Source organism: Kitasatospora sp. NPDC094015, assembly GCF_040304075.1.
GTDB lineage: Bacteria > Actinomycetota > Actinomycetes > Streptomycetales > Streptomycetaceae > Kitasatospora.
On sequence record NZ_JBEOUL010000010.1, the window covers coordinates 47,707 to 68,091 of the forward strand.

Here is a 20,385-nt window from a genome sequence, read left to right on the forward strand (position 1 = left end):
TCAGGGCAGGAGCCGGCCCACGGTGCCCTGGCCCGCGGCGCGGCCGTGGTGGCGGTACGCGAAGCGCCGGCCCGGTTCGAGGGCGACGGGGGATTCGAGCGCGATCGTCACCGTGCCCTGGTGCACGGGGTGCAGGACGTCGGTTCCCTCCGGGAGGGTCACGGTGCCGAGGACGACGGCCGTGAGGACGTGGAACCGGAGGACCGTGCCGGTGCGGATCTCGGCGCCGCCGTGTTCCTCGGGCATCGGCGTCAGGTCCGCCGTGAAGCCGGTGCAGGAGCGGACGGAGCCGGGCGCCGCGAGCACCTGACCCCGCGCAACCGATCCGGACACCGAGGCCGGCAGCTGCACCGCCACGTTCGTGCCCGCACCCGCCTCACGGACGGGCACCCGGCCCACCTCGACGGCGACGACCGCGACGGTCGCCCCACCACCGGCTCCGACGAGCTGCACCTCGTCGCCCGGGCGGACGCGGCCGCGCTCGACGCACCCGGTCGCCAGGACCTGCCGGCCGGGCTTGCGCGGGAAGACGTCCTCGACCGCCATCAGGAACGGCTCCGGCACCGGATCAGGCTTCCTGGCCGGTGAGGAACGGGCCGAGCACCGCGGCGAGTTCGGCAGGTGCGTCCAGGGCGATGAGGTGGGCGGCGTCGGCGAACTCGACCAGGGTGGCGCCGGGGATCCCGGTGGCGTAGCGGCGGGCGATGGCCTGGAAGTCGGGGACGTCGAGGGTGCCGACGCCGACCAGGGTGGGGACGGCGATGGCGGTGATGTCGGCGGGGGTCGCGCCCTGCGCGTGCTCCCCCACCACGCCCTGGTTCACCAGTGAGGTGCGCAGCGGGTCACGGAGCCGGTCGGCCGCGCCGGACGCGACCTCGTCCCACTCCCGGGCGGGCCCGCGCAGCCACATGTCCAGGTTGACCTCGACCGCGGCGTCCAGATCGCCCGCCGCCAGGGCCGCCGTCTCCGCCTCGTCGTAGGCGATCATGTCGGCGGACCACTCGTACCGCGGCCAGGGCGCCGCGAGCAGGGTCAGCGACCGCACCCGGCCCGGGTGGGCGAGGGTGAACTCGGCCGCCACCCGGCCGCCCCAGGACGCGCCGACCAGATGGACGGCGTCGAGGCCGAGGTGGTCCAGCAGGCGCAGCAGGTCGTCGGTCTCGCCGAACGGTCCGGTGGGCACCGCGGAGGCGCCGAAGCCCCGCAGGTCGTACCGGATGACGGTGTGTCGCTCTGCGAGGACGGGCGCGACCTGGTCCCACATGCGGTGGTCGGCGACGCCGGCGTGCACGAGGACCACCGGCGGGCCGTCGCCGGTGACGAGGTAGGAGAGGTGGCCGCGATCATCACTGAGGGTGAGCATGCGCCGATGATCGCAGGTGACGGTACGTCTGCCAACCGGATTCCGGGGTCTCGTCGCAGGTCACCCGAGGGCGAGCAGGGTGACGGCCGCGGCAGCGGTGGCCAGGCCCAGGATCTGGGTGCGGTGGATGCGTTCGCCGAGCACGGTGCGGGCGAGCAGCACGGTGCCGGCGGGGTAGAGGGCGGTGATGACGGCGACCGCGGTGAGGCTGCCGCTGCGGGCGGCGAGCAGGAAGAGCAGGTTCGCCACCGAGTCCAGGACGCCCGCGGCGGCGGACATCGCGTAGGCGGGCCGCTCGGAGCCCAGCCGGTGGCGGAGCAGACCGGCCGCGGCCAGGGTGACCGCCGAGGAGACCGCGCGGCCGACGATCAGGGGGGCCACGCCGCTGTCGTTCGGGGCCTGGTGCAGGAAGACCAGCTGGAGGGCGATCGCGGCGCCCGCGCCGAAGGCGAGCAGCAGGGCCGTGCGGGAGGGCCGCGCCGCGCCGGTGCCGGGCCCGGCGCTGACCAGCACCACCGCGGCCAGCGCGAGCGGCAGGCCGAGCACCGCGGCGGTGCCCAGGTGCTCGCCCTGGAGCAGCCCGACCGCGACCGGCAGGGCGGCCGACACCAGGGCGGTGACCGGCGACAGGACGTTCATCGGCCCGATCGCCAGGGTGCGGTAGAGCAGCACGAACGCCACCGCGGAGGCGGCGCCCGAGGCGGCGCCCCAGCCGACGGCGCCGGCACTGAACGAGGCGCCGAGCACCGGCCACAGCAGCAGTTCGACCGCGAGGCTGGCCGGGGCGGCGATCAGCACGGTGCGCAGCACGTGGGCCTTGCGGGAGCCGAGGCCGCCGAGGAAGTCGGCGCACCCGTAGGCGAGAGAACTGCCCAGGGCCAGCAGCAGAGCGGTCACGGCACATCCCCTACCATGTCAGTGGAACGACCGCACGGTACAACGGATCGACCGACGGATGCCAACGGACCGACCGCGTGGCCCCGTCGACCGGTCGAAGCAGGAGGAGGGTGGTCAGGTGACCGAGACGGCCGCGGCCCTGCGGACGGTCGCGCACAACGTCCGGGCGGCCCGCACCCGCGCCGGCCTGTCCCTGGAGGAGCTGAGCCGGCGCGCCCAGGTCAGCAAGGGCGCGCTGGTGGGGCTGGAGAAGGCGCAGGGCAACCCGAACCTGGCCACCCTGGTCCGGCTGGCCGACACGCTGGGCATCTCGGTGTCCGCCCTGATGCAGGGGCCGGCCGAGGGCCGGGTCCGGGTGGTGGCCGCCGACGCGGTGGAACCGCTGTGGACCGGGCCGCACGGCGGCGAGGCCCGGCTGATGCTGACCACGGCGGGCCCGGCGCCGGTGGAGGTCTGGCGCTGGCGGCTGGAGCCCGGCGAGGAGTACCCCAGCCACCCCCACCGGCCCGGGGTGGTGGAGACCGTCAGCGTGACGGCCGGCCGGATGACGCTGGTCGTGGACGGCGCCGAGCACGCCCTCGACGCCGGGCGCACCGCCACCTTCGAGGGCGACGTGGCCCACAGCTACCGCGGGGCGGGCACCGGCACCTGCCACCTGATCATGACCGTCCACCTACCGCCCGGCCCGGCCACGGGGGCCTGACCGCAGGACGGGGCCCGATCACCGCACCGGCGGCGAGCAGCCGGGCGGTCCGACCGGACCCCGAACGCGACCCACGACGGCGCGGTGATCAGCAGGGGCCGGAGATCAGCGTCCCGGTCGGCTGGGTGACGGTCACGTAGACGGTGTCGCTCAGGCCGCCGAGAGCCGTGGTGGTGATGGCGTACTCGACGGTCTGGTACTCCACTCCGAGCGCCCAGGTGCCGTGCGGCGGGATCTCCACGGAGACCTCGGTGGATGCGGTGTCCACGGTGTTGAGCTCGTGCCCGACGGTGAGCTTCAGCGCGTTCATGGCCTCCAGCCCGAGCTGCATGCTCACCTTGTACGACACGGAGTAGGTGGCCGTGGACTTGATCGTGGCCGGGTGGTCGTACGGGTTCAGCAGGCAGTCCTTGCGGATCACCTTCTTGTTGACGAGCCGCACCGGGGTGGCCCGGGTGCCGGGGGCCGAGGCGCTGGAACCGCCGCCGACCGGGAACCACTCCGGCTGGATCGGCTCCGGGTCCGGCTGCGGGTGCCCGATCACCCGGATCACGTCGTCGTCGGGCAGTGGCGTGCCGTCCGCCGGGACGGTGTCGAGGTCGAGCACGAAGTCGTCGCCGGAGTAGTCGTAGTCCCAGGGGTCGCACGAGGTGTAGCAGTCGGCCGCGGACGCGGCCTGCGGCAGGACGGCCGCGGGAACGGCGGTCAGGACGGTGACGCCGAGCGCGACGGCACTCAGGGCGGTCCGGAGCTTCACGAGGGTCTCCACAGGGGCGGATCGGGGAAGGACGGAGGATCGCGACGGCCGGGCGCGTGCGGTCGCGGCGCGCGGGCGGCGGCCGGCCGTCCGGCGTCGAGTCTGGCCGGGCCGGCCTGGGCGGACATCGGTAGATCTACGCAACTCGGCTACCGGGACGCAGCCGGGGTCGCGGCGGACCGACCGAGGGGGCAACCGGGCCTCCCCGCCGGTTGTCGGCGTCGATTCAGCCCTTCGATCCCCGTCGGACCTTCGATTAACAGGAGGTGAACCGCAATCGGGCCTTTAATGGAAGGCGTTCACCCGCGTCTTGGTGTAGAATCAGAAGCGTCAGGGCGGCCGTGGAACGGGCATCAGGTCGATGCCGACGGCACCCGTCACGCAGGGGGAGATCCACCATGAGTTACCACTTCGACGCCATCCGGGCGACCATCGACGAGCGCCTGCGGACCGCCGAGCAGGACCGCCTGGTCCGCGCACTGCGGCTCAAGAACCGCGCCGAGCGCGTGCAGAAGCGGGCGCGCCAGGCCCTCGACAGCCTGGCCGCGTGAGCACCCCGCTCGGAACGGGCCGTCACCGAACCATCGGTGACGGCCCGTTCCGCTTTCCCGGCGCACCGGCCTGAACGACCGGCCACCGGGCCCGCGTGGTGCCGCACCGGCGGGGACGCCGCTCCAGCAGACTGGGGCCATGACGCCACCCAGTGACCCGGTCGACCTCCTCGCACGCGCCCTCAACCAGGCCGGATCGGCCGTCGCGGACGTGCGGGACGACGAGTTGGGCAACCCGACACCGTGCCGGTCCTGGACCGCCACCGAGCTGATCGACCATCTGCTCGACGACCTGCGGCAGTTCACCGCCCGGGCCACCGGCGCCACCCCGGGCGACGGGCCCGCGTCCGGGCCCGCGGACGACGACCGGGCCGAGGCCTTCCGCAGCGGGGCCGACGCGCTGGTGGCGGCCTGGCGGCAGGCCGGCGACCTCGGCGGGACGGTCGAACTCCCGGGGATGGGCACCCTGCCCGCACGCTTCCCCGTGGACCAGCAGATCGCCGAATTCGCCGTCCACGCCTGGGACCTGGCCCGCGCCACCGGCCGCACCCCCGCGTTCGACCAGGAGGTCGGGCGCTCCTCGCTCGACTGGGCCCGGACGGCACTGCGGCCCGAGTTCCGGGGCGACGAGAGCGCCGGCAAGGCTTTCGGCCCGGAGGTCCCGGCCGGGCCGGACGCACCGCTGTACGACCAGCTGGCGGCCTTCCTCGGGCGGGACCCGGCCTGACCGTCGGACGGGCCGGACGGCACGGGGTGGCGCACAGCCGCGGCCGGCCCGGCTGGTGGATGCCGGGCCGGCCGCGGGTCGCGGGAGCGGGCCGGGTCAGCCGGTGTCGATGCCGGTGACCGCCGGGGTGCCGATGGCCGCCGTGTCCCCGTCGTACCCGGCCGCCGCGAGTGCCCGCCGGGCCAGGTCGGAGGCGGCCTCCCCGGCGGCGCCGCGGTCGGCCGCTTCCACCTCCAGCCGGAGCACGAAGGTCCCCTCGGGTTCATCAAGGGTCAGCACATCCAGGTCGGGCACCTCGGCGCCGACCTCCTCCGGGTCCGCCCCGTGCACCACGGCGAGCAGCGCGCGGCGCGCCCGCTCGTCCATCGGCCGCCGGACCGTCCCGGGAACAGTGATCACATAGTTGCCCATGCTCCGCGTCTCACCCGGTCGGGGCGCCGGAAAACCTCGGCGGGCCGCATCGGGCCCGGTCGGGTGACGGGACGACGCCTGGCGGCGGCATCGGATCCGGGCGGGGCGCGGTGGCGCCCGGGGGCCGGACCGGGCTTGACGCGGCAGGGCCGCGCCGCGAAGGTGAGCGCGAACAATGCCATGTCACGCATGCCATGGCACCAGGTCGACGGCGGCCGCTCGGCGCAACCGGCGGGGAGAGCACGCCGCCGGTTGAGGAGGGGCCCATGGAGTTGGAGCTTCGGCACCTGCGGGTGCTGTGCGCGATCGCCGACACCGGCAGCGTCGGCCGCGCGGCGGCGCTGCTCGGGGCCTCGCAGCCGGCGACCAGCACGCAACTGCGCCGGATCGAGCGGTACTTGGGAGCCCCGCTGTTCGAACGCGCGGCCTCGGGCGTGCTGCCGACCTGCTTCGGCCTCGAGGTGCTCGCGGACGCGCGCGAGGTGCTGGCCCGCGCCGACCGGCTGGGCCGCCGGGGCTCGGCGGGAGACGCCCCCGCCCCCCGGATGCTGCGGCTGGCGGCCACCCTCTCCCCCGTCCTGCCCGGCCTGCTCACCCGGGCCCGGCGCCAGCGGCCGGCCCTGCGGCTCTCGGTGAGCAGCGTCTACCGGTCCTCGGACATCCTCGACCTGCTGGAACAGGGCGGGGCGGACGCCGGTCTGGCGGTGGACTACCCCGGGCGCGAGGTGCGGCACTCCCCCGCGGTCGCGCACCGCAGCATCGCCACCGAGCCGACCTTCGTGGCGTTGCCGGCCGGGCACCGGCTCCGCCACCGGACCGAGATCGCCCTGGCCGATCTGGCGGCCGAGACCTGGCTGCTGACGCCGGACGACGGGGCGGGGTGGCACGCGGTGTTCCACGGCGCCTGTGCGGCGGCCGGTTTCGCGCCCACGACGGTGCACGAATTCCTGGGCGGGCGGCTGGAGTTGCAGGAGCTGATCGCGACCGGTCTGGGCATCTCGGTCGTCCAGGCGACCACCCGCCCGCTGCTCGACGTGGTGGTGAAGCCGCTGGCGGGAACGCCGATCTGGTTCCGCCAACTGCTGGTCTGGCGCCGGGAGGCGGTGGACGAGGAGGAGGTGGAGACGCTGTTCGGCTCCGCCGCCTCCGCCTACCGGGCCCTGGTGGCCGTGTCGCCGCACTACCGGGCCTGGGCCGCCCGCACCTACCGGCCGGGCCCCGGCGGCGCCTGAGCGCAGGCGGCCGGCCGGGTGCGCTCGGGCGCAGGGAACGGGTGCGCCATGGCGCCGTGAGCGGGTGCGCCATGGCGCCGTAAAGGTGTTATGCCGCGCCGACACGATGTCATATGACCTGTGACATTGTTCTGATGCCCGACCCGGTGCCAGGATTCACGTCGTCACCCCCCAGGCTTCATCTCCGACGCCCGGTGAGCTCCCCCCACAGGAGAAGGTCCCGCAGTGCGCATACGCATACCGCTCCCCACCCTCGTGGCCGGCGTCGTCGCCGGCTGTGCGACCGCCGCCACCCTGATGCCGGCCACGGCCGTGGCCGCCCCTTCCCCCGTCCGGGCCGGTGGCGCCCCCGCCGCCGTGGCACCCGCCACCGCGTCGAGCGCCGTCCCCGAGCCGCTCGGCCAGCTGGTCGCGACCGACGACGACGAGCACGCGCCGGCCGCCGCCCCGCTGCCGCCCGCCCTGCTCGGCCAGGCGGTGATGGGCCAGCCGGCCGGCACCGCGTACCAGACCGCGCCCCGCCCGGGCCGCTCGGACGCCGCCCCGGTCAAGCCCTCGGCCGGTGCCCCCGCCGCGGCCCCGGGCGCCAGGTCGGCGCTCGCCGCGCAGACCTGCACCCCGGCCGACTTCGGCAGCCGCAGCGGCGCCGACCTGGTCGCCTTCCTCAAGTCCTCGACCACCGACTGCGTCAACACGCTGTTCAACGTCACCGGCACCGACGCGGGTGCCATCTTCAAGCAGGCCAAGATGGTGACCGTCGCCAACGCCTTCCAGAGCCTGGCGGGCGGCTACGGCGGGGACAACTCGTCCTCGATCCTGCAGCTGGTGCTGTTCCTGCGGGCCGGCTACTACGTCCAGTCCAACAACAGCGGCGCGGTCGGCGGGTACGACTCCACCCTCACCAACGCCACCAAGGCCGCGCTGGACGCGTTCTTCGCCGGCGGCCACTGGCGCGACGTCACGGACGCCAACGGCACGGTGCTCAAGGAGGTGCTGATCCTCACCGACAGCGCCAACCTGCAGGGCCAGTACCTGAAGGTCTACCAGCAGGTGCTGAGCGGCTACGACAACTCGTACAACGCCTTCCCCAAGATGGTGAACGCGGTCAACTCGGTGCTGTCCGCGCCGCTGTGGCGGGCCAACTGGAACCCGGACTTCGTCGCCGCGGTCGGCGCCGACCCGGCCATCGTCGGCGTGCTCGGCAAGTTCGCGCTCGACCACCAGGACCTGCTCGGCGGCCCGAACGCCTTCCTGGACACCAACGCGGGCAACGACCTGGCCCGGATGGCCGGCGACGGCGCCACCGTCGAGGCGGTGGCCAAACCGCTGGTCAAGCAGATCCTGGACGCCACCCAGATCCTCGGCCGGACCGGGCCGCTGTACGTCCACACCGCCTACCAGGCCAACGCCTACGACCCCGGGCAGTGTTCGTACTACAAGACCTGCGACCTGACCGCCAAGCTCACCGCGACCGTGCTGCCCAACCAACTGGTCTGCGACAACCGCACCATCGTGACCGAGGCGCTCTCCCCCGCCGACCTGGCCGCCGTCTGCACCAGCCTGCGCGGTGAGGACACCTTCTTCCACAACCTGGTCAAGGACAGCGGCCCGGTCAATCCGTACAACAAGACCATCACGCTGGCCGTCTTCGCCAACCAGGCCGACTACCTCACCTACTCCTGGGCGATCTACGGCAACTCCACCGACAACGGCGGCCAGACCGTGATGGACCCGACCGACCCCAACAACCAGGCCGTGTCGGTGATGTACCAGAAGTCCTGGAACGACAGCTTCCCCGCCAACGTGTGGAACCTCAACCACGAGTACACCCACTACCTCGACGGCATCTACGACATGAAGGGCAACTTCGGCACCGAGATCTCCGTCCCGGACATCTGGTGGATCGAAGGGGTCGCCGAGTACGAGTCCTACGCCTACCGGGGTCTGACCGACACCCAGGCGATGACCGAGGCGGGCAACCACACCTACAAGCTCAGCACCATCTTCCAGAACACGTACGGCAACTCCGACTCGACCCGGGTCTACCCGTGGGGCTACCTCGCCGTCCGGTACATGGTCGAGAAGCACCCGGCCGACGTCCAGGCCATGCTGGGCCACTTCCGCACCGGTGACTACGCCGGCGGCTACGCGGTCTACAACTCCCTCGGCACCCGCTACGACGCCGACTTCGACAGCTGGCTGACCGCCTGCGCCGGGGGCGCCTGCTTCGCCGCCGGCCCCACCGCCCTGTTCAACCAGTCGGTGAGCGGCGGCACCGTCACGCTGTCCGACACCTCGGTGCAGACCGGCCCCGGCCGGATCACCTCCTGGCACTGGACCTTCGGCGACGGCAGCTCCTCCGACCTGCGCAACCCGAGCCACACCTACGCGGCCGCCGGCACCTACACCGTCGCCCTGACCGTCACCGACGACACCGGCCGCAGCGCCTCCACCCCGACCTCGGTCACCGTCACCACCGCCGGCCCGGTCACCCTGCCGACCTGCACCGACCAGCGCGCCGACGCGATGGGCCAGAACTGCTCCCGCAGCGGCCGGGCCGCCACCGCCGGCAACCTCGACTACCTGTACATCTACCTGCCGGCCGGCACCAGCACGCTGAAGGTCACCGCCTCCGGCGGCACCGGCACCGCGTACCTGTACTACAACGCGGACAACTGGGCCTCGCCGAAGGCCTTCACCGCCTCCTCGACCGCCGCCGGCACCACCCAGTCCCTCACCGTCACCAACCCGACCGCCGGCTACCGCTACCTCAGCCTGTACGCGGTCACCGACTTCAGCGGAGTCACCCTCAGCACCCAGTTCTGAGCCGGCCCCCGCTCCACCCGGGCGGTCCCCGGGGCGATCCCTCGCCCCGGGGACCGCCCGTCCGCCGTTCCCGGCTCAGCGGCGCGACGGCGGGGCCTGGTCCGCAGGGGGGAGGGTGACGGTGAAGGCGGCGCCGCCCTCCGGGCCGTGGGCGCGGGCGGTGATGGTGCCGCCGAGGCGGGTGGTGAGGCGGTGGGCGATGGCAAGTCCGATGCCGCTGCCGACGGGGCGGGTGGTGCGGTAGCGCTCGTGCAGGGCGCCGCTGTCGAAGGCGACCAGGAGGTCGTCCTCGTCCAGGCCGGGGCCACTGTCGCGGACCTCGAGTTCGGCGCCGCCAGCCGGGGTCGTACGCACGGCCAGCACCACCGTCCCGCCGTCCGGGGCGGCCCGCAGCGCGTTGCGGATCAGGCCGTCGACCAGCTGGCGGACCCGGAAGGCGTCGGTACGGGCCGGCGCCGTACCGGGTGGCCGCTCGGTGCGCAGCTCGACCCCCGCGCGCTCGCAGGGTTCGGCCCAGAAGGCGGCCGCGTCGGCGGTGAGCGCGGCGAGGTCGGTGGTGGCGAGGTCGAGGCGGAAGTCCTCGGCCTCCAGCCGGGCGAGGGCGAGCAGGTCCTCCAGGAAGCGGTCCAGCCGGCGGGTCTCCTCGGCCAGGGTGCGCCCGACCTCGGGCAGCCGGTCCGGTTCGACCATCCCGTCGGCGAGCGCCTCGGCGTACCCCTGGAGCGCCGTGAGCGGGGTGCGCAGCTCGTGCGAGACGGAGAGCAGGAACCGGTGCCGCTGCTGCTCGCCGCGGGCGAGGGCGGTGTCGAGGACGACCAGCGCGCGGCCGATCTCGGCGGCCTCGCGCGGCCCGTCGGCGGGGGCCGGCACACCGCGCTCGCCCTCGGCGAGGCGGTGCGCCGCGGCGGCGGCCGCGCCCAGCGGCCGGGCGATCCGGCGGGCCAGCACGGCGCCGGCGAGGGCGGCGCCGAGCATGCCGGCGATCAGCGGCAGCAGGGTGTTGCGGCGGATCCGGTCGGTGTTGCGGGCGACCACGGCGGCCGGCTCGGTGAGCACCACGGCGCCGCCGCGCACGTCGGGCCGCCCGATCAGCAGCACCTCCTGGCCGCCGAGGACACTGTCGGTGGAGACCGGCCGGCCGGCCAGCAGCGCGGCCTTGGAGGCGGTGTCGACGGCCGGGGTGGCGGTGCCGCGGACGGCGCCGTCGGGGGTGATGACGGCGAGTTGCACGCCGTTGGGGCCGGAGAGCTCCTGGGCCCGGTCGAAGACCAGCTCGGAGAGGCCGGGCAGGTGGCTGAGCCCGGTGGCCTGGCGGGCCAGGGACTCCCGTTCGCGCTGCTCGGCGCCGTCGGCGGCGGTCTGCCAGGCGATCAGGCCGGTGAGGGCGACCGCCAGGGCGGCGACGGCGGTGGTGAGCAGGACCAGGCTGCGGGCCAGCGGGCCGGGCCGGCGGGGCGGGTGCGGGCGGCTCACCGGGCCGGGTCCGTGGCGCTGTAGCCGACCCCGCGGACGGTGCGGATGCAGCCGGCCTCGCCGAGTTTGGCGCGCAGCTGGGAGACGAACACGTCGACCATCCGGGTGTCGCGGTAGCGGGGGTAGCCCCAGACCTGGGCGAGCAGTTGCTCGCGGGTGAAGACCTGGCCGGGGTGGCGCAGCAGGTGGGCGAGGAGGTTGAACTCGGTGGCGGTGAGGTCGACCGGCACGCCGTCGCATCGCACGGTCCGGGTGGCGGGGTCGAGGGCGATCCGGCCGTGGCCGCCGACCGCCCGGCGGGGCGGCCCGTAGGCGCGGCGCAGCACGGTCCTGACCCGGGCGACCAGTTCGCGCGGGGAGAACGGTTTGGTGAGGTAGTCGTCGGCGCCGAGTTCCAGGCCGAGGATCCGGTCGGCCTCCTCGCCGCGGGCGGTGACCAGCAGGACGGGGGTCCAGTCGTCGGCCTCGCGCAGGGCCCGGCAGAACGCGATGCCGTCCAGGCCCGGGAGCCCGATGTCCAGCACGATGGCGACCGGGCTCATCCGCCGGGCGGCGGCGAGGCCCGCGGCGCCGTCGCTCTCCACGTGCACGCCGAAGCCTTCGCGGGTCAGGTAGAGCCGCTGGACGTCGGCGATGTGCCGTTCGTCCTCGACGATCAGGACCAGGCCCTTGGCTTCGGTCACCGCTGCTCCTCGGGTCTCGACATCCGTGCGTGTGCGTCCGGTGCGGGCCGGGCCCGGGCGGCCGGGTCGGGCGGGTCGGCCGGCGGCCACGGAGCGGGTTCGATGCTAACCGGGCCGCGGGGTCGGGCCGGGCGGGGGCCGCCGGCCCGTACATTCCCCGAACACGGCGCCGACACCGCCCTTACCGGGGTGGCGGACGGTGGGGCCATGACTTCGCCTTCGAACACCGGGACCCGCGCCGCGGACCCGGACCTCCCCGTGGCCGGCCCGCCCGGTCTGCTGCACCGGGCCGGCCGCTGGTGCGCCCGGCGTGCCTGGTACGTCGTGCTCCTCTGGGTCGCCCTGCTGGCTGCCGTGGGGGTGGCCGACGCCCGCTGGGGCGGCACCTTCGCGGACAGCTTCTCGCTGCCGGGGACCAGCTCCGCCACCGGCGCCGACCTGCTGGCGGCGCACGGCGGCCCGGGCGGCGCCGGGGTGGCCGCACCGGTGGTGCTGCGCACGCAGCCGGGGCAGGCGCCGCTGGTGGCCCACCGGGCCGAGGTCGCGGCCGCCGTCGAGGGCCTCGGCCGGCTGCCGGCGGTGCTGTCGGTCGCGGAGCCGTTCGGGACGCCGGGCGCGGTGTCGGCGGACGGGGCGACCGCCACCGTGACCGTACGGTTCGACGGGAACCCGGCCGGGTTCGACCGCGGCTACCTGGCCGGGGTGGACGCCGCGGTGGCGCCGCTGCGGGCGGCCGGGGTCCAGGTCGAGTACGGCAATCCGCTGGGGCAGCTCGCCTTGGCAGGGTCGGCGGACCGGGTGTCGGAGGCGATCGGGCTGGCGGTCGCCGTGCTGGTGCTGCTGGTGGGATTCGGCAGCGTCGCCGCGACGGGATTGCCGCTGCTGACGGCGGTGGCCGGGCTGGCGGTCGGCCTGGGCGGGCTCGGCCTGCTGGCGGCGGGGGTCGACTTCGGGCAGGCCGCGCCGACGCTGGCGGCGATGATGGGCCTGGGGGTCGGCATCGACTACGCGCTCTTCCTGACCACCCGGTACCGGGCACTGCTGGCGGCGGGGTCGGCGCCGGCGGAGGCGGTGGGGCGGGCGGTGGCGACCAGTGGCCGTGCGGTGATCGTCGCGGCCGTCACGGTGGCCATCGCGCTGGCCGGGCTGGCCGCCTCCGGGGTCGGTCTCATCGGGTCGCTGGGCGCGGCGGCGGCGCTCACCGTGCTGGTCGCGGCCGCCGCCTCGCTCACCCTGGCCCCCGCCCTGCTCGGGCTGCTGGGCCACCGGATCGACCGGCTGCGGGTGCGCCGGCCGGTGGCCGAGCCGACCGGGGAGGCGGATCTGTGGCACCGCTGGGCAGGAACGGTCGGGCGGCGCCCGTGGGTGTTCCTCACCGGTGGGCTGCTGGTGCTGGGCCTGCTCACCGTCCCGGTCGCCTCGCTGCGGCTCGGCCACCTGGACGGCGGTTCGCAGCCGCCGACCAACACCGCCCGGCGGGCGCACGACCTGGTCGCGGCCGCGTTCGGGCCCGGCGCCAACGGCCCGCTGACCGTGGTGACCCAGCTCGACAGCGGGCAGATCGCGGACCCGGCCCGGCAGCAGGCGCTCGCCGGGGCGCTGCGCGATCGGCTGGCCGCCGTGCCCGGGGTCGCCTCGGTGGGCGGGCCGGTGCCGAGCGAGGACCGTGCGCTGCTGGTCACCACCGTCACCCCGGCGTCCGAGCCGCGGAGCGGCGCCACCGCCGATCTGGTCCACCGGCTCCAGGACGACGTGCTGCCCGAGGCGCTGGCCGGGACCGGCGCGACCGGCTACCTGACCGGGCCGACCGCCACCGGGCAGGCGTTCACCGACACCCTGTCCGCCCGGCTGCCGCTGGTCATGGGCGTGGTGGTGGCGGCGGCCTTCCTGCTGCTGCTCACCGTCTTCCGCAGCGTCCTGGTCGCGGTGCAGGCCGCGGCGCTGAACCTGCTCTCGATCACCGCCTCGTACGGCGTCGTGGTGGCGGTGTTCCAGTGGGGCTGGGGCGCGGGGCTGCTGGGCGTCGCCGAGCGGGGGCCGGTCGAGTCGTACGTCCCGACGATGATGTTCGCGATCGTGTTCGGGCTGTCGATGGACTACGAGGTCTTCCTGCTCTCCCGGATCCGCGAGAACTGGCTGCGCGGCGGGGACAACCGGTCGGCCGTCGCCTCCGGACTGGCCGCCACGGCCCGGGTGATCACCTGCGCGGCCGTCATCATGACCAGCGTCTTCCTCGCCTTCCTGCTGTCCACCAACACGGTGGTCAAGATGCTCGCGCTCGGGCTGGGCGTCAGCGTGGTGATCGACGCCACGGTGGTGCGGCTGCTGCTGGTGCCCTCGGCGATGTACCTGTTCGGGCGGGCCAACTGGTGGATCCCCGCCCGGCTGGACCGGCTGCTGCCGCACCTGGATCCGGAGGGCCCGGCGGACGCTGCGGTGGCGGACGCCGCGGCGGCGGAGGTGGAGCGGTGACGGCGGCGCTGCTGCGGCGGGCACCCGGACGCCGTACCGGTCCGCGCCGTACGGGCCCGCGCCGGCGGCGCGCCGTGCTGGCCGCGGCGGTGGCCGGACTGCTGCTGGTGGCAGCCTGCGGGATCGGGGAGTTGACGGCCCGCCGGGTGCTGCGCGGTCGGGTGCTCGCGGCGGCCCCGGCACTCGGTGACGGCGCCACGGTCGGTACCGGCGGCGGTCCGGTGCTCTGGGACGTGGTGCGGCGCCGGATCCCGCACCTGGACATCGGCAGCGACCGGGCGCGGTTCGGCCGGCTGGCCGGGCTGTCGGTCCGGGCCCGGCTGGACGACGTCCGGCTCGGTGCGGTGACCGGCGTGGGCGGCATCCGGGCCGAGGTGACCGTGCCGCTGGCCTCGATCGGCGCGGCGGTGCAGGCGGCGGTGCCCTCGCTGCCGGTCGGGCAGGTCACGGCCGACCCCGGGAGCGGCGTGATCGAGGTCCCGCTGGGCCGCGGCGGGCTGGGGACGGTGACACTGCGTCCGGAGCTGACCGCCGGCAAGGTCACGCTGCCGGTCGTCTCGACGACCGTCCTCGGACGCCCGGTCTCGCCCGAGGCGCTCGGCGGCCTCGGCGGCGCCGGCGGCGGGACCGGTGGCGGGGTCGGTGGCGCGGCCGGTTTCGGCGAGGAGAGCGCGAAGGCCGAACGCCTCGGGTTGACCGCCACCGCCCTGCGCCTGGACCCGGACGCGCTCCGGATCACCCTGACCGGCGGGCCCACCACGCTGCCGGGGCACTGAGCCCGGCGCCCCTGAGCCCGGCCGGGGCCGGGCTCAGGGGCGCCAGTAGCCCTGGGCGTGCACCTGCGACCTGGGGACGGCGAGGTCCCGGCGGACGAACTGGGCCAAGGTGCGGGTGGTGGCGGTGTCGCAGGCGATCCAGACGTAGGCGGTCGCCGGGTCGCCGAGGAGGGCGGGCAGGTCGGCGCGGACCCGGGCGGCGAGGTGCGCGCCGCCGTCCTGGCGGGGCAGGCGGTGCACCTGGTGGCGGGCCGGGCGGATCCGGAGGGGCAGCTGCCGGTCGCTGTCGTGCTGGGTCTCCAGCCAGACGGTGGCCGGCACCTCGGGCGCGGCGGTCAGCAGGGAGTTGATCGCCGGGGCGGAGGCGCGGTCGCCGATCAGGAACATCCGCCCGGGCGCCGGCTCGGGGAGCGCGAAGGCGGAGCCCTGCACGGTGGCCGCGACGGTGTCACCGGGCTTCGCCGCGCTCGCCCACCGGCTGGCCGGGCCTTCGTGGAGGGCGAACTCCAGGGCGAAGGTCCCGGCGGCCGGGTCCGGGTCGACCAGGGTGTAGGCGCGCTGGTGCGGGCGGCCCGCGTCCGGGAACCACACCCGCACCCACATGGTGGGGTGGGCCCCGGTGGCCGCGAGCATGCCCCCGTCCGTGAAGTGCACCCGCCGGCAGTGCGCGGTGACGTCCTGCGCACCGGTGACGGTGAACACGAAGTCCTTCCCGCGCATCAGCTTGAGGACGACTCCCTCCCAGCCATGCCCCACAACAGCCCCCACTCATAGAAGTTAGGGCAGCCTAACCTATGTTCAGGGGTGCGTCGACCCGCTGCCGGACGGGGTGTCAGCCGGCGGCGAGCAGCTCCAGGGTGTCGATCACCCGGTTGGAGAAGCCCCACTCGTTGTCGTACCAGGCGACCACCTTGACGTGGCGGCCGTCGACCCGGGTGAGCTCCGAGTCGAAGATCGAGGAGGCCGGGTTGCCGACGATGTCGGCCGACACCAGCGGGTCCTCCGAGTACTCCAGCACGCCGGCCAGCGGGCCCTGCGCGGCGGCGCGGTAGGCGGCCAGCACGTCCTCGCGCGACACCTCGCGGGCGACCGTGGCGTTGAGCTCGACGATCGAGCCCACCGGCACCGGCACCCGGATCGAGTCGCCCGACAGCTTGCCCGCCAGGTTCGGCAGCACCAGGCCGATGGCCTTGGCGGCGCCCGTGCTGGTCGGCACGATGTTGACCGCGGCGGCGCGGGCGCGGCGCGGGTCGCGGTGCGGACCGTCCTGGAGGTTCTGCTCCTGGGTGTAGGCGTGCACCGTGGTCATGAAGCCGTGCTCGATCCCGGCGAGGTCGTCCAGCACCGCGGCCAGCGGGGCCAGCGCGTTGGTGGTGCAGGAGGCGTTCGAGACGACGGTGTGCAGCGCCGGGTCGTATTCGCCGGTGTTGACCCCGAACGCGAGCGTGACGTCGGCGCCGTCCGAGGGCGCGCTGACCAGCACCCGGGCGGCGCCCGCGGCGAGGTGGGCGCGGGCGTCCTTGGCCGAGGTGAACCGGCCGGTCGCCTCCAGCACGATGTCGACGCCCAGCTCGGCCCAGGGCAGCTGCGCGGGATCGCGCTCGGCGAGCACGGTGATCCGGCGGCCGTCGACCACCAGCACGTCGCCGTCCACGGTGACCGGACGGCCGAGCCGGCCCCCCGTGGTGTCGTAGGCGAGCAGCCGCGCGAGGGTGGCGGGCTCGGTGAGGTCGTTGACGGCGACCACCTCGAGGGCGCTGTCGCGCTCCAGCAGCGCGCGCAGCACGTTGCGTCCGATGCGGCCGAATCCGTTGATGGCGATGCGAGTCATGAAGGCGTCCTTTCGGGTTCGCCACCAGGTTCGCGCGCGCCGCCCGCCGGTGACAGCGGGGTGATCGCCACGGTCCGAAAGGATCGCGCCACGCCCGGCCGGGGAGCGCCACCGGCCGGTCTCGGCTCACTCGCCCTGGGCGAAGGTGCGCCGGTACTCGCTCGGGGTGGTGTCCAGGATGCGCTGGAAGTGCAGCCGCAGGTTGGTGCCGGTGCCGAGGCCGACATCGGCGGCGATCTGCTCGACACTGCGCTGCGAGCGCTCCAGCAGCTCGCGGGCCAGGTCGATCCGGGCCCGCATCACCCACTGCATCGGGGTGTACCCCGTGTCCTCCACGAACCGGCGGGAGAACGTGCGCGGCGACACCGCCGCGTGCCGCGCGAGCGCCTCCAGGGTGAGCGGCTCGGCGAGCCGGTGCAGCGCCCACTCCCGGGTGGCGGCGAACCGCTCGCCGAGCGGCTCGGGCACGCTGCGCGGCACGTACTGGGCCTGGCCGCCGCTGCGGTACGGCGCCGCGACCAGCCGCCGGGCCGCGTGGTTGGAGGCCGCCACCCCGAGGTCGCCGCGCAGGATGTGCAGGCACAGGTCGATGCCGGAGGCCGCACCCGCCGAGGTGAGCACGCTGCCCTCGTCCACGAACAGCACGTTCTCGTCGACCCGCACCAGCGGGCGCTGCGCCGCGAGCGCGCGGGTGTAGTGCCAGTGCGTGGTGGCGCGCTTGCCGTCGAGCAGACCGGTGGCGGCCAGCGCGAAGGCGCCCGTGGAGATGGCGGCGAGCCGCGCGCCCCGCGCGTGCGCGGCGATCAGCGCCTCGACCACCGCCGGCGGCGGATCCTCGCGGTCCGGGTGGCGGTAGCCGGGCACGAAGACGATGTCGGCCCACGCCAGCGCCTCCAGCCCGTGCGCGACGGCGTACGACAGCCCGTCCCCGCCCGCCACCAGGCCGGGCGCCGCACCGCAGACCCGGACCTCGTACGGCATGCTCGCGCGGGTGGTGAACACCTGCGCGGGGATCCCGACGTCGAGGGGTTTCGCCCCCTCCAGCACGAGGACGGCGACGCGGTGCAGGGGCGAGGCGGACACGGGAACGAGGGTACGCGGAAGATCGGCGGGCGGGCGCCCGGCTCAGCCCAGGTCGGGGAAGCCCACGCCGGTGAGCCGCTCGGACGCCTCCCACAGCCGGCGGGCCCGCCCGTCGTCCTGGGCGTGCGGGCTCAGCCGCGCGGGCGCCGGGTACCCGCGCAGCTCGCCGCGGCCGCCGGGGCCGGTGTAGCTGCCGCCCGGAAGGGGCTGGGTCACCGCGTACAGGGTGGGCAGCGCCCCCATCGCGTCGGACTGGGCGACCAGCCGGTTGGCCACCGCCATCATCGCCCGCTGCGCGGCGCCGGCGGAGCCGCTCTGCAGGTTGGTGGCGGCGTAGCCCGGGTGGGCGGCGTGCGCGGTGACCGGTGACCCGGCCTCGGTGAGCCTGCGCTGCAGCTCGCGGACGAACAGCAGGTCGGCCAGTTTGGACTGCTGGTAGGCCCGCCACGGGCGGTAGTCGCGCTCGGAGTTGAGGTCCTCGAAGTCGATGTCCACGCCCGGACGCCGGTGTGCGTTGGAGGCGACGCTGACGACCCGGTCGGTGATCCGCGGGAGCAGCAGGTTGGTGAGGGCGAACGGCCCGAGGTGGTTGGTGGCGAGCTGCATCTCGAAGCCGTCGGCGGTGCGCCGCTCGGGGATGGCCATCACGCCGGCGTTGTTGACCAGGACGTCCAGCGGGCCGTCCCATCCCGCGGCGAACGCCCGGACCGAGGACAGGTCCGCCAGGTCGAGGTGGCGCACCTCGGTGCTGCCCGGCAGGCTGCGCGCCAGGCGCTCGCCGCGCGCGGTGTCGCGCACCGCCAGCACCACGTGGGCGCCCGCCCCGGCGAGTTCGCGGGCGGTGATCGCGCCCAGGCCGCTGGTGGCGCCGGTGACCACGATCGTGCGGCCGGCCTGCGGGGGAAGGTCGGCGGCGGTCCACTTCCGGTTCGGTGTGTTCATGGGACCAGGGTGGCGCGCCGAAACGATGTTGTCAACGACAACATCGGGGCGACTATCCTTCGATCATGCAGGAACGGACCTATCACCACGGCAGCCTTCGGACGGCACTGCTGGACGCGGCCGAGGAGGCGGTGCTGGCCGGCGGAGCGCACTCACTCTCGCTGCGCGAGCTGGCCCGCGCGGTCGGCGTCAGCCACGCCGCACCGCGGCGGCACTTCGCCGACCGGGCGGCGCTGCTCGACGCGCTCGGCCGACGCGGCTTCGACCTGCTGGCGCACCGCCTGGACGAGGCGATCCGCGCGGCGCCCGAGGAGTTCGGCGCCCGGCTGCGGGCGATCACGCACGCCTACGTCGACTTCGCGGACGAGCGGATGCCCCTGCTGGAACTGATGTACGCCCGGAAGCACCGCGAGGGTGCGGACGACACCCTGACGGCAGCCCGGGCCGCCTACGCCGTGCCGTTCGCCGTCGTCGAATCCGCTTGCCGCAGCGGGGAGTTAGCGCAGCAGGACACCGAGGCCGCGGGCCGGCTGGTGTTCGCCACCGTGCACGGGCTGGCCGTCCTGCTGAACAGCGGCATGATCGCGCGGGCGGACCTGGACGGCACGGTGGACGCCGTGGTGGACGGCCTGCTCGCGGGGGTCGCGGCGCGCGGGTAACCGCGGATGCGGCGCCCCCGGACCGACCGCCGCAGCAGTCCGCTCCGGACGCGCGGCCCGGGCCCCGGCCTCGGGAGGCCCCCGCCGCCCGGCGGCTGCCCTGCGCCAGGGCGTGTTGGCACAGTCGCGTCGGATCAGGCCGCGGCTCCCCCAGCCTCCGGCCGGGCGTCCGCCCGGATCGCCCTCGTACCGGTTCGTACTCGGGTGATTCGGGCATGCGTCCAGGTGGGGGCACCTCCCGACCGAAGGGCTGGGGGAGCGTCGCGGACCCGGCGGACTTCGTAGACCCCGCCCGAGGGCTGACGGCGCGTCGGGCACTCGCGCGGCGCCGGGTCGAGCGGTCCGCCTGCGGGGCGCGCCGGGCCGCCGTAGCCTGGCGGCATGCCGGCCACCACAGCGCAGGACCTGCTGACCGTCGCCCTCGACCCCGGATCGGGTCCGTCCCCGGAGCAGGGCGAGCTGTCGCTCGCGCTCGCGGGGGCCGAACTGATCGACCTGCTCGGCCTGGAGGCCGCCGGGCTGGACGAGCAGGACCGGATCCTGCCACGCCTGCGGCCGACCGTCGCCGATCCGCTGCTGGACCGGGCCGCCGCCGACCTCCGCCCCGAGCCGCCGTACGAATCGGTCGAGGACTGGCTGTGGCGCCGGGGCCGTGGTCTGGCGGCGGCCTACCGGGCGGCGCGCGATCCCGGTGACGCGCCCGGTCACCGCCACCGTCCGGGCCGCAGGGCTCCGGCCGGCTCACCCGCCCGGCCCGACCCGGCGGGCCGTTGGGCCACCCGGGAGCCGGTCCTCACCACCCTCGCCGCCGCCGCGGGCATCGCGACCCCCGACGGGCCCGGCGACCTCCCCGACATCGCCGACGACGCCGTGGCCACCGTCCTCGCGGCCGTCCACGACGCGGTCCGGGAGCTGGACGCCGTCCGCCGGCGCCGCTCGATCGAGGGCGCGGCGTTCGACAACATCTGGCGCGGCGGCGGGCTCTGACACCGGGGCCCC

Annotated in this window: 20 protein-coding genes; 9 read left to right on the plus strand and 11 right to left on the minus strand. The window is 75.2% G+C overall.

Translation table 11 applies throughout. The features are described from left to right. The 3 genes from ABT014_RS15150 to ABT014_RS15160 are packed head-to-tail and all read right to left on the minus strand — an operon-like array spanning position 1 to position 2,260. Positions 1-564 (minus strand): EF-Tu C-terminal domain-related protein, encoded by a 564-nt coding sequence (locus tag ABT014_RS15150; RefSeq protein WP_350639187.1) that lies wholly within the window; start codon positions 562-564, stop codon positions 1-3. A gap of 4 nt (positions 565-568) precedes the next feature. Next, on the minus strand, positions 569-1,363 hold the full coding sequence (locus tag ABT014_RS15155; protein WP_350639188.1) for an alpha/beta fold hydrolase: 795 nt from the start codon (positions 1,361-1,363) through the stop codon (positions 569-571). A gap of 60 nt (positions 1,364-1,423) precedes the next feature. Then, positions 1,424-2,260: an EamA family transporter gene (locus ABT014_RS15160; RefSeq protein WP_350639189.1), complete on the minus strand. Its 837-nt coding sequence runs from the start codon at positions 2,258-2,260 to the stop codon at positions 1,424-1,426. 118 nt (positions 2,261-2,378) lie between these two features. Here ABT014_RS15160 and ABT014_RS15165 point away from each other — a divergent pair, with 118 nt between their 5' ends. Then, positions 2,379-2,963: a helix-turn-helix domain-containing protein gene (locus ABT014_RS15165; RefSeq protein WP_350639190.1), complete on the plus strand. Its 585-nt coding sequence runs from the start codon at positions 2,379-2,381 to the stop codon at positions 2,961-2,963. A gap of 88 nt (positions 2,964-3,051) precedes the next feature. Here ABT014_RS15165 and ABT014_RS15170 read toward each other — a convergent pair whose 3' ends face one another. After that, positions 3,052-3,720 (minus strand): DUF6426 family protein, encoded by a 669-nt coding sequence (locus ABT014_RS15170; protein ID WP_350639191.1) that lies wholly within the window; start codon positions 3,718-3,720, stop codon positions 3,052-3,054. Between the two features lie 398 nt (positions 3,721-4,118). On the opposite strand from ABT014_RS15170, the gene ABT014_RS15175 reads away from it, so the two are divergent. After that, positions 4,119-4,271, plus strand: coding sequence for a hypothetical protein (locus ABT014_RS15175; protein WP_350639192.1), 153 nt, complete (start codon positions 4,119-4,121; stop codon positions 4,269-4,271). Between the two features lie 139 nt (positions 4,272-4,410). Then, the gene (locus ABT014_RS15180; protein ID WP_350639193.1) at positions 4,411-4,998 is read left to right on the plus strand and encodes a TIGR03086 family metal-binding protein; all 588 of its coding nucleotides are present in this window, start codon (positions 4,411-4,413) and stop codon (positions 4,996-4,998) included. Between the two features lie 96 nt (positions 4,999-5,094). Here ABT014_RS15180 and ABT014_RS15185 read toward each other — a convergent pair whose 3' ends face one another. Further along, positions 5,095-5,409, minus strand: a complete 315-nt coding sequence (locus tag ABT014_RS15185; protein ID WP_350639194.1) for a hypothetical protein — start codon at positions 5,407-5,409, stop codon at positions 5,095-5,097. 266 nt (positions 5,410-5,675) lie between these two features. On the opposite strand from ABT014_RS15185, the gene ABT014_RS15190 reads away from it, so the two are divergent. Both ABT014_RS15190 and ABT014_RS15195 read left to right on the plus strand, forming a co-directional pair. Next, entirely contained in the window at positions 5,676-6,641 is a 966-nt protein-coding gene (locus ABT014_RS15190; protein ID WP_350639195.1) for a LysR family transcriptional regulator, read from the plus strand. Between the two features lie 225 nt (positions 6,642-6,866). Continuing rightward, positions 6,867-9,467, plus strand: coding sequence for a collagenase (locus ABT014_RS15195; protein ID WP_350639196.1), 2,601 nt, complete (start codon positions 6,867-6,869; stop codon positions 9,465-9,467). Between the two features lie 75 nt (positions 9,468-9,542). Here ABT014_RS15195 and ABT014_RS15200 read toward each other — a convergent pair whose 3' ends face one another. Then, on the minus strand, positions 9,543-10,940 hold the full coding sequence (locus ABT014_RS15200; RefSeq protein WP_350639197.1) for a sensor histidine kinase: 1,398 nt from the start codon (positions 10,938-10,940) through the stop codon (positions 9,543-9,545). Then, a complete protein-coding gene (locus ABT014_RS15205) occupies positions 10,937-11,623 on the minus strand; it encodes a response regulator transcription factor (protein WP_350639198.1) in 687 nt (228 codons plus the stop codon). The genes ABT014_RS15200 and ABT014_RS15205 overlap by 4 nt, the downstream gene beginning before the upstream one ends. Positions 11,624-11,830: 207 nt before the next feature. Between ABT014_RS15205 and ABT014_RS15210 the strand changes: the two genes are divergently transcribed. Together ABT014_RS15210 and ABT014_RS15215 are read left to right on the plus strand one after the other, a co-directional pair. Next, entirely contained in the window at positions 11,831-14,095 is a 2,265-nt protein-coding gene (locus tag ABT014_RS15210; protein WP_350639199.1) for an MMPL family transporter, read from the plus strand. Continuing rightward, the gene (locus ABT014_RS15215; RefSeq protein WP_350639200.1) at positions 14,092-14,871 is read left to right on the plus strand and encodes an LmeA family phospholipid-binding protein; all 780 of its coding nucleotides are present in this window, start codon (positions 14,092-14,094) and stop codon (positions 14,869-14,871) included. Before ABT014_RS15210 ends, ABT014_RS15215 begins: the two co-directional genes overlap by 4 nt. A gap of 33 nt (positions 14,872-14,904) precedes the next feature. Here ABT014_RS15215 and ABT014_RS15220 read toward each other — a convergent pair whose 3' ends face one another. From ABT014_RS15220 to ABT014_RS15235, 4 genes are all read right to left on the minus strand, one after another. After that, positions 14,905-15,627, minus strand: coding sequence for a siderophore-interacting protein (locus ABT014_RS15220; RefSeq protein ID WP_350639339.1), 723 nt, complete (start codon positions 15,625-15,627; stop codon positions 14,905-14,907). Positions 15,628-15,703: 76 nt separating this feature from the next. Continuing rightward, on the minus strand, positions 15,704-16,702 hold the full coding sequence (gene gap / locus ABT014_RS15225) for a type I glyceraldehyde-3-phosphate dehydrogenase (protein WP_350639201.1): 999 nt from the start codon (positions 16,700-16,702) through the stop codon (positions 15,704-15,706). A 126-nt stretch (positions 16,703-16,828) separates the two neighbouring features. Beyond that, a complete protein-coding gene (locus ABT014_RS15230; RefSeq protein WP_350639202.1) occupies positions 16,829-17,785 on the minus strand; it encodes a GlxA family transcriptional regulator in 957 nt (318 codons plus the stop codon). A 42-nt stretch (positions 17,786-17,827) separates the two neighbouring features. Further along, positions 17,828-18,727, minus strand: coding sequence for an oxidoreductase (locus ABT014_RS15235; RefSeq protein ID WP_350639203.1), 900 nt, complete (start codon positions 18,725-18,727; stop codon positions 17,828-17,830). Between the two features lie 65 nt (positions 18,728-18,792). Here ABT014_RS15235 and ABT014_RS15240 point away from each other — a divergent pair, with 65 nt between their 5' ends. Together ABT014_RS15240 and ABT014_RS15245 are read left to right on the plus strand one after the other, a co-directional pair. Then, positions 18,793-19,386 carry a TetR/AcrR family transcriptional regulator gene (locus tag ABT014_RS15240; protein ID WP_350639204.1) on the plus strand — a complete coding sequence of 198 codons (594 nt, stop codon included), beginning with the start codon at positions 18,793-18,795 and terminating at the stop codon, positions 19,384-19,386. A gap of 381 nt (positions 19,387-19,767) precedes the next feature. Next, a complete protein-coding gene (locus ABT014_RS15245) occupies positions 19,768-20,373 on the plus strand; it encodes a GPP34 family phosphoprotein (protein ID WP_350639205.1) in 606 nt (201 codons plus the stop codon). Positions 20,374-20,385 lie beyond the last annotated feature (12 nt).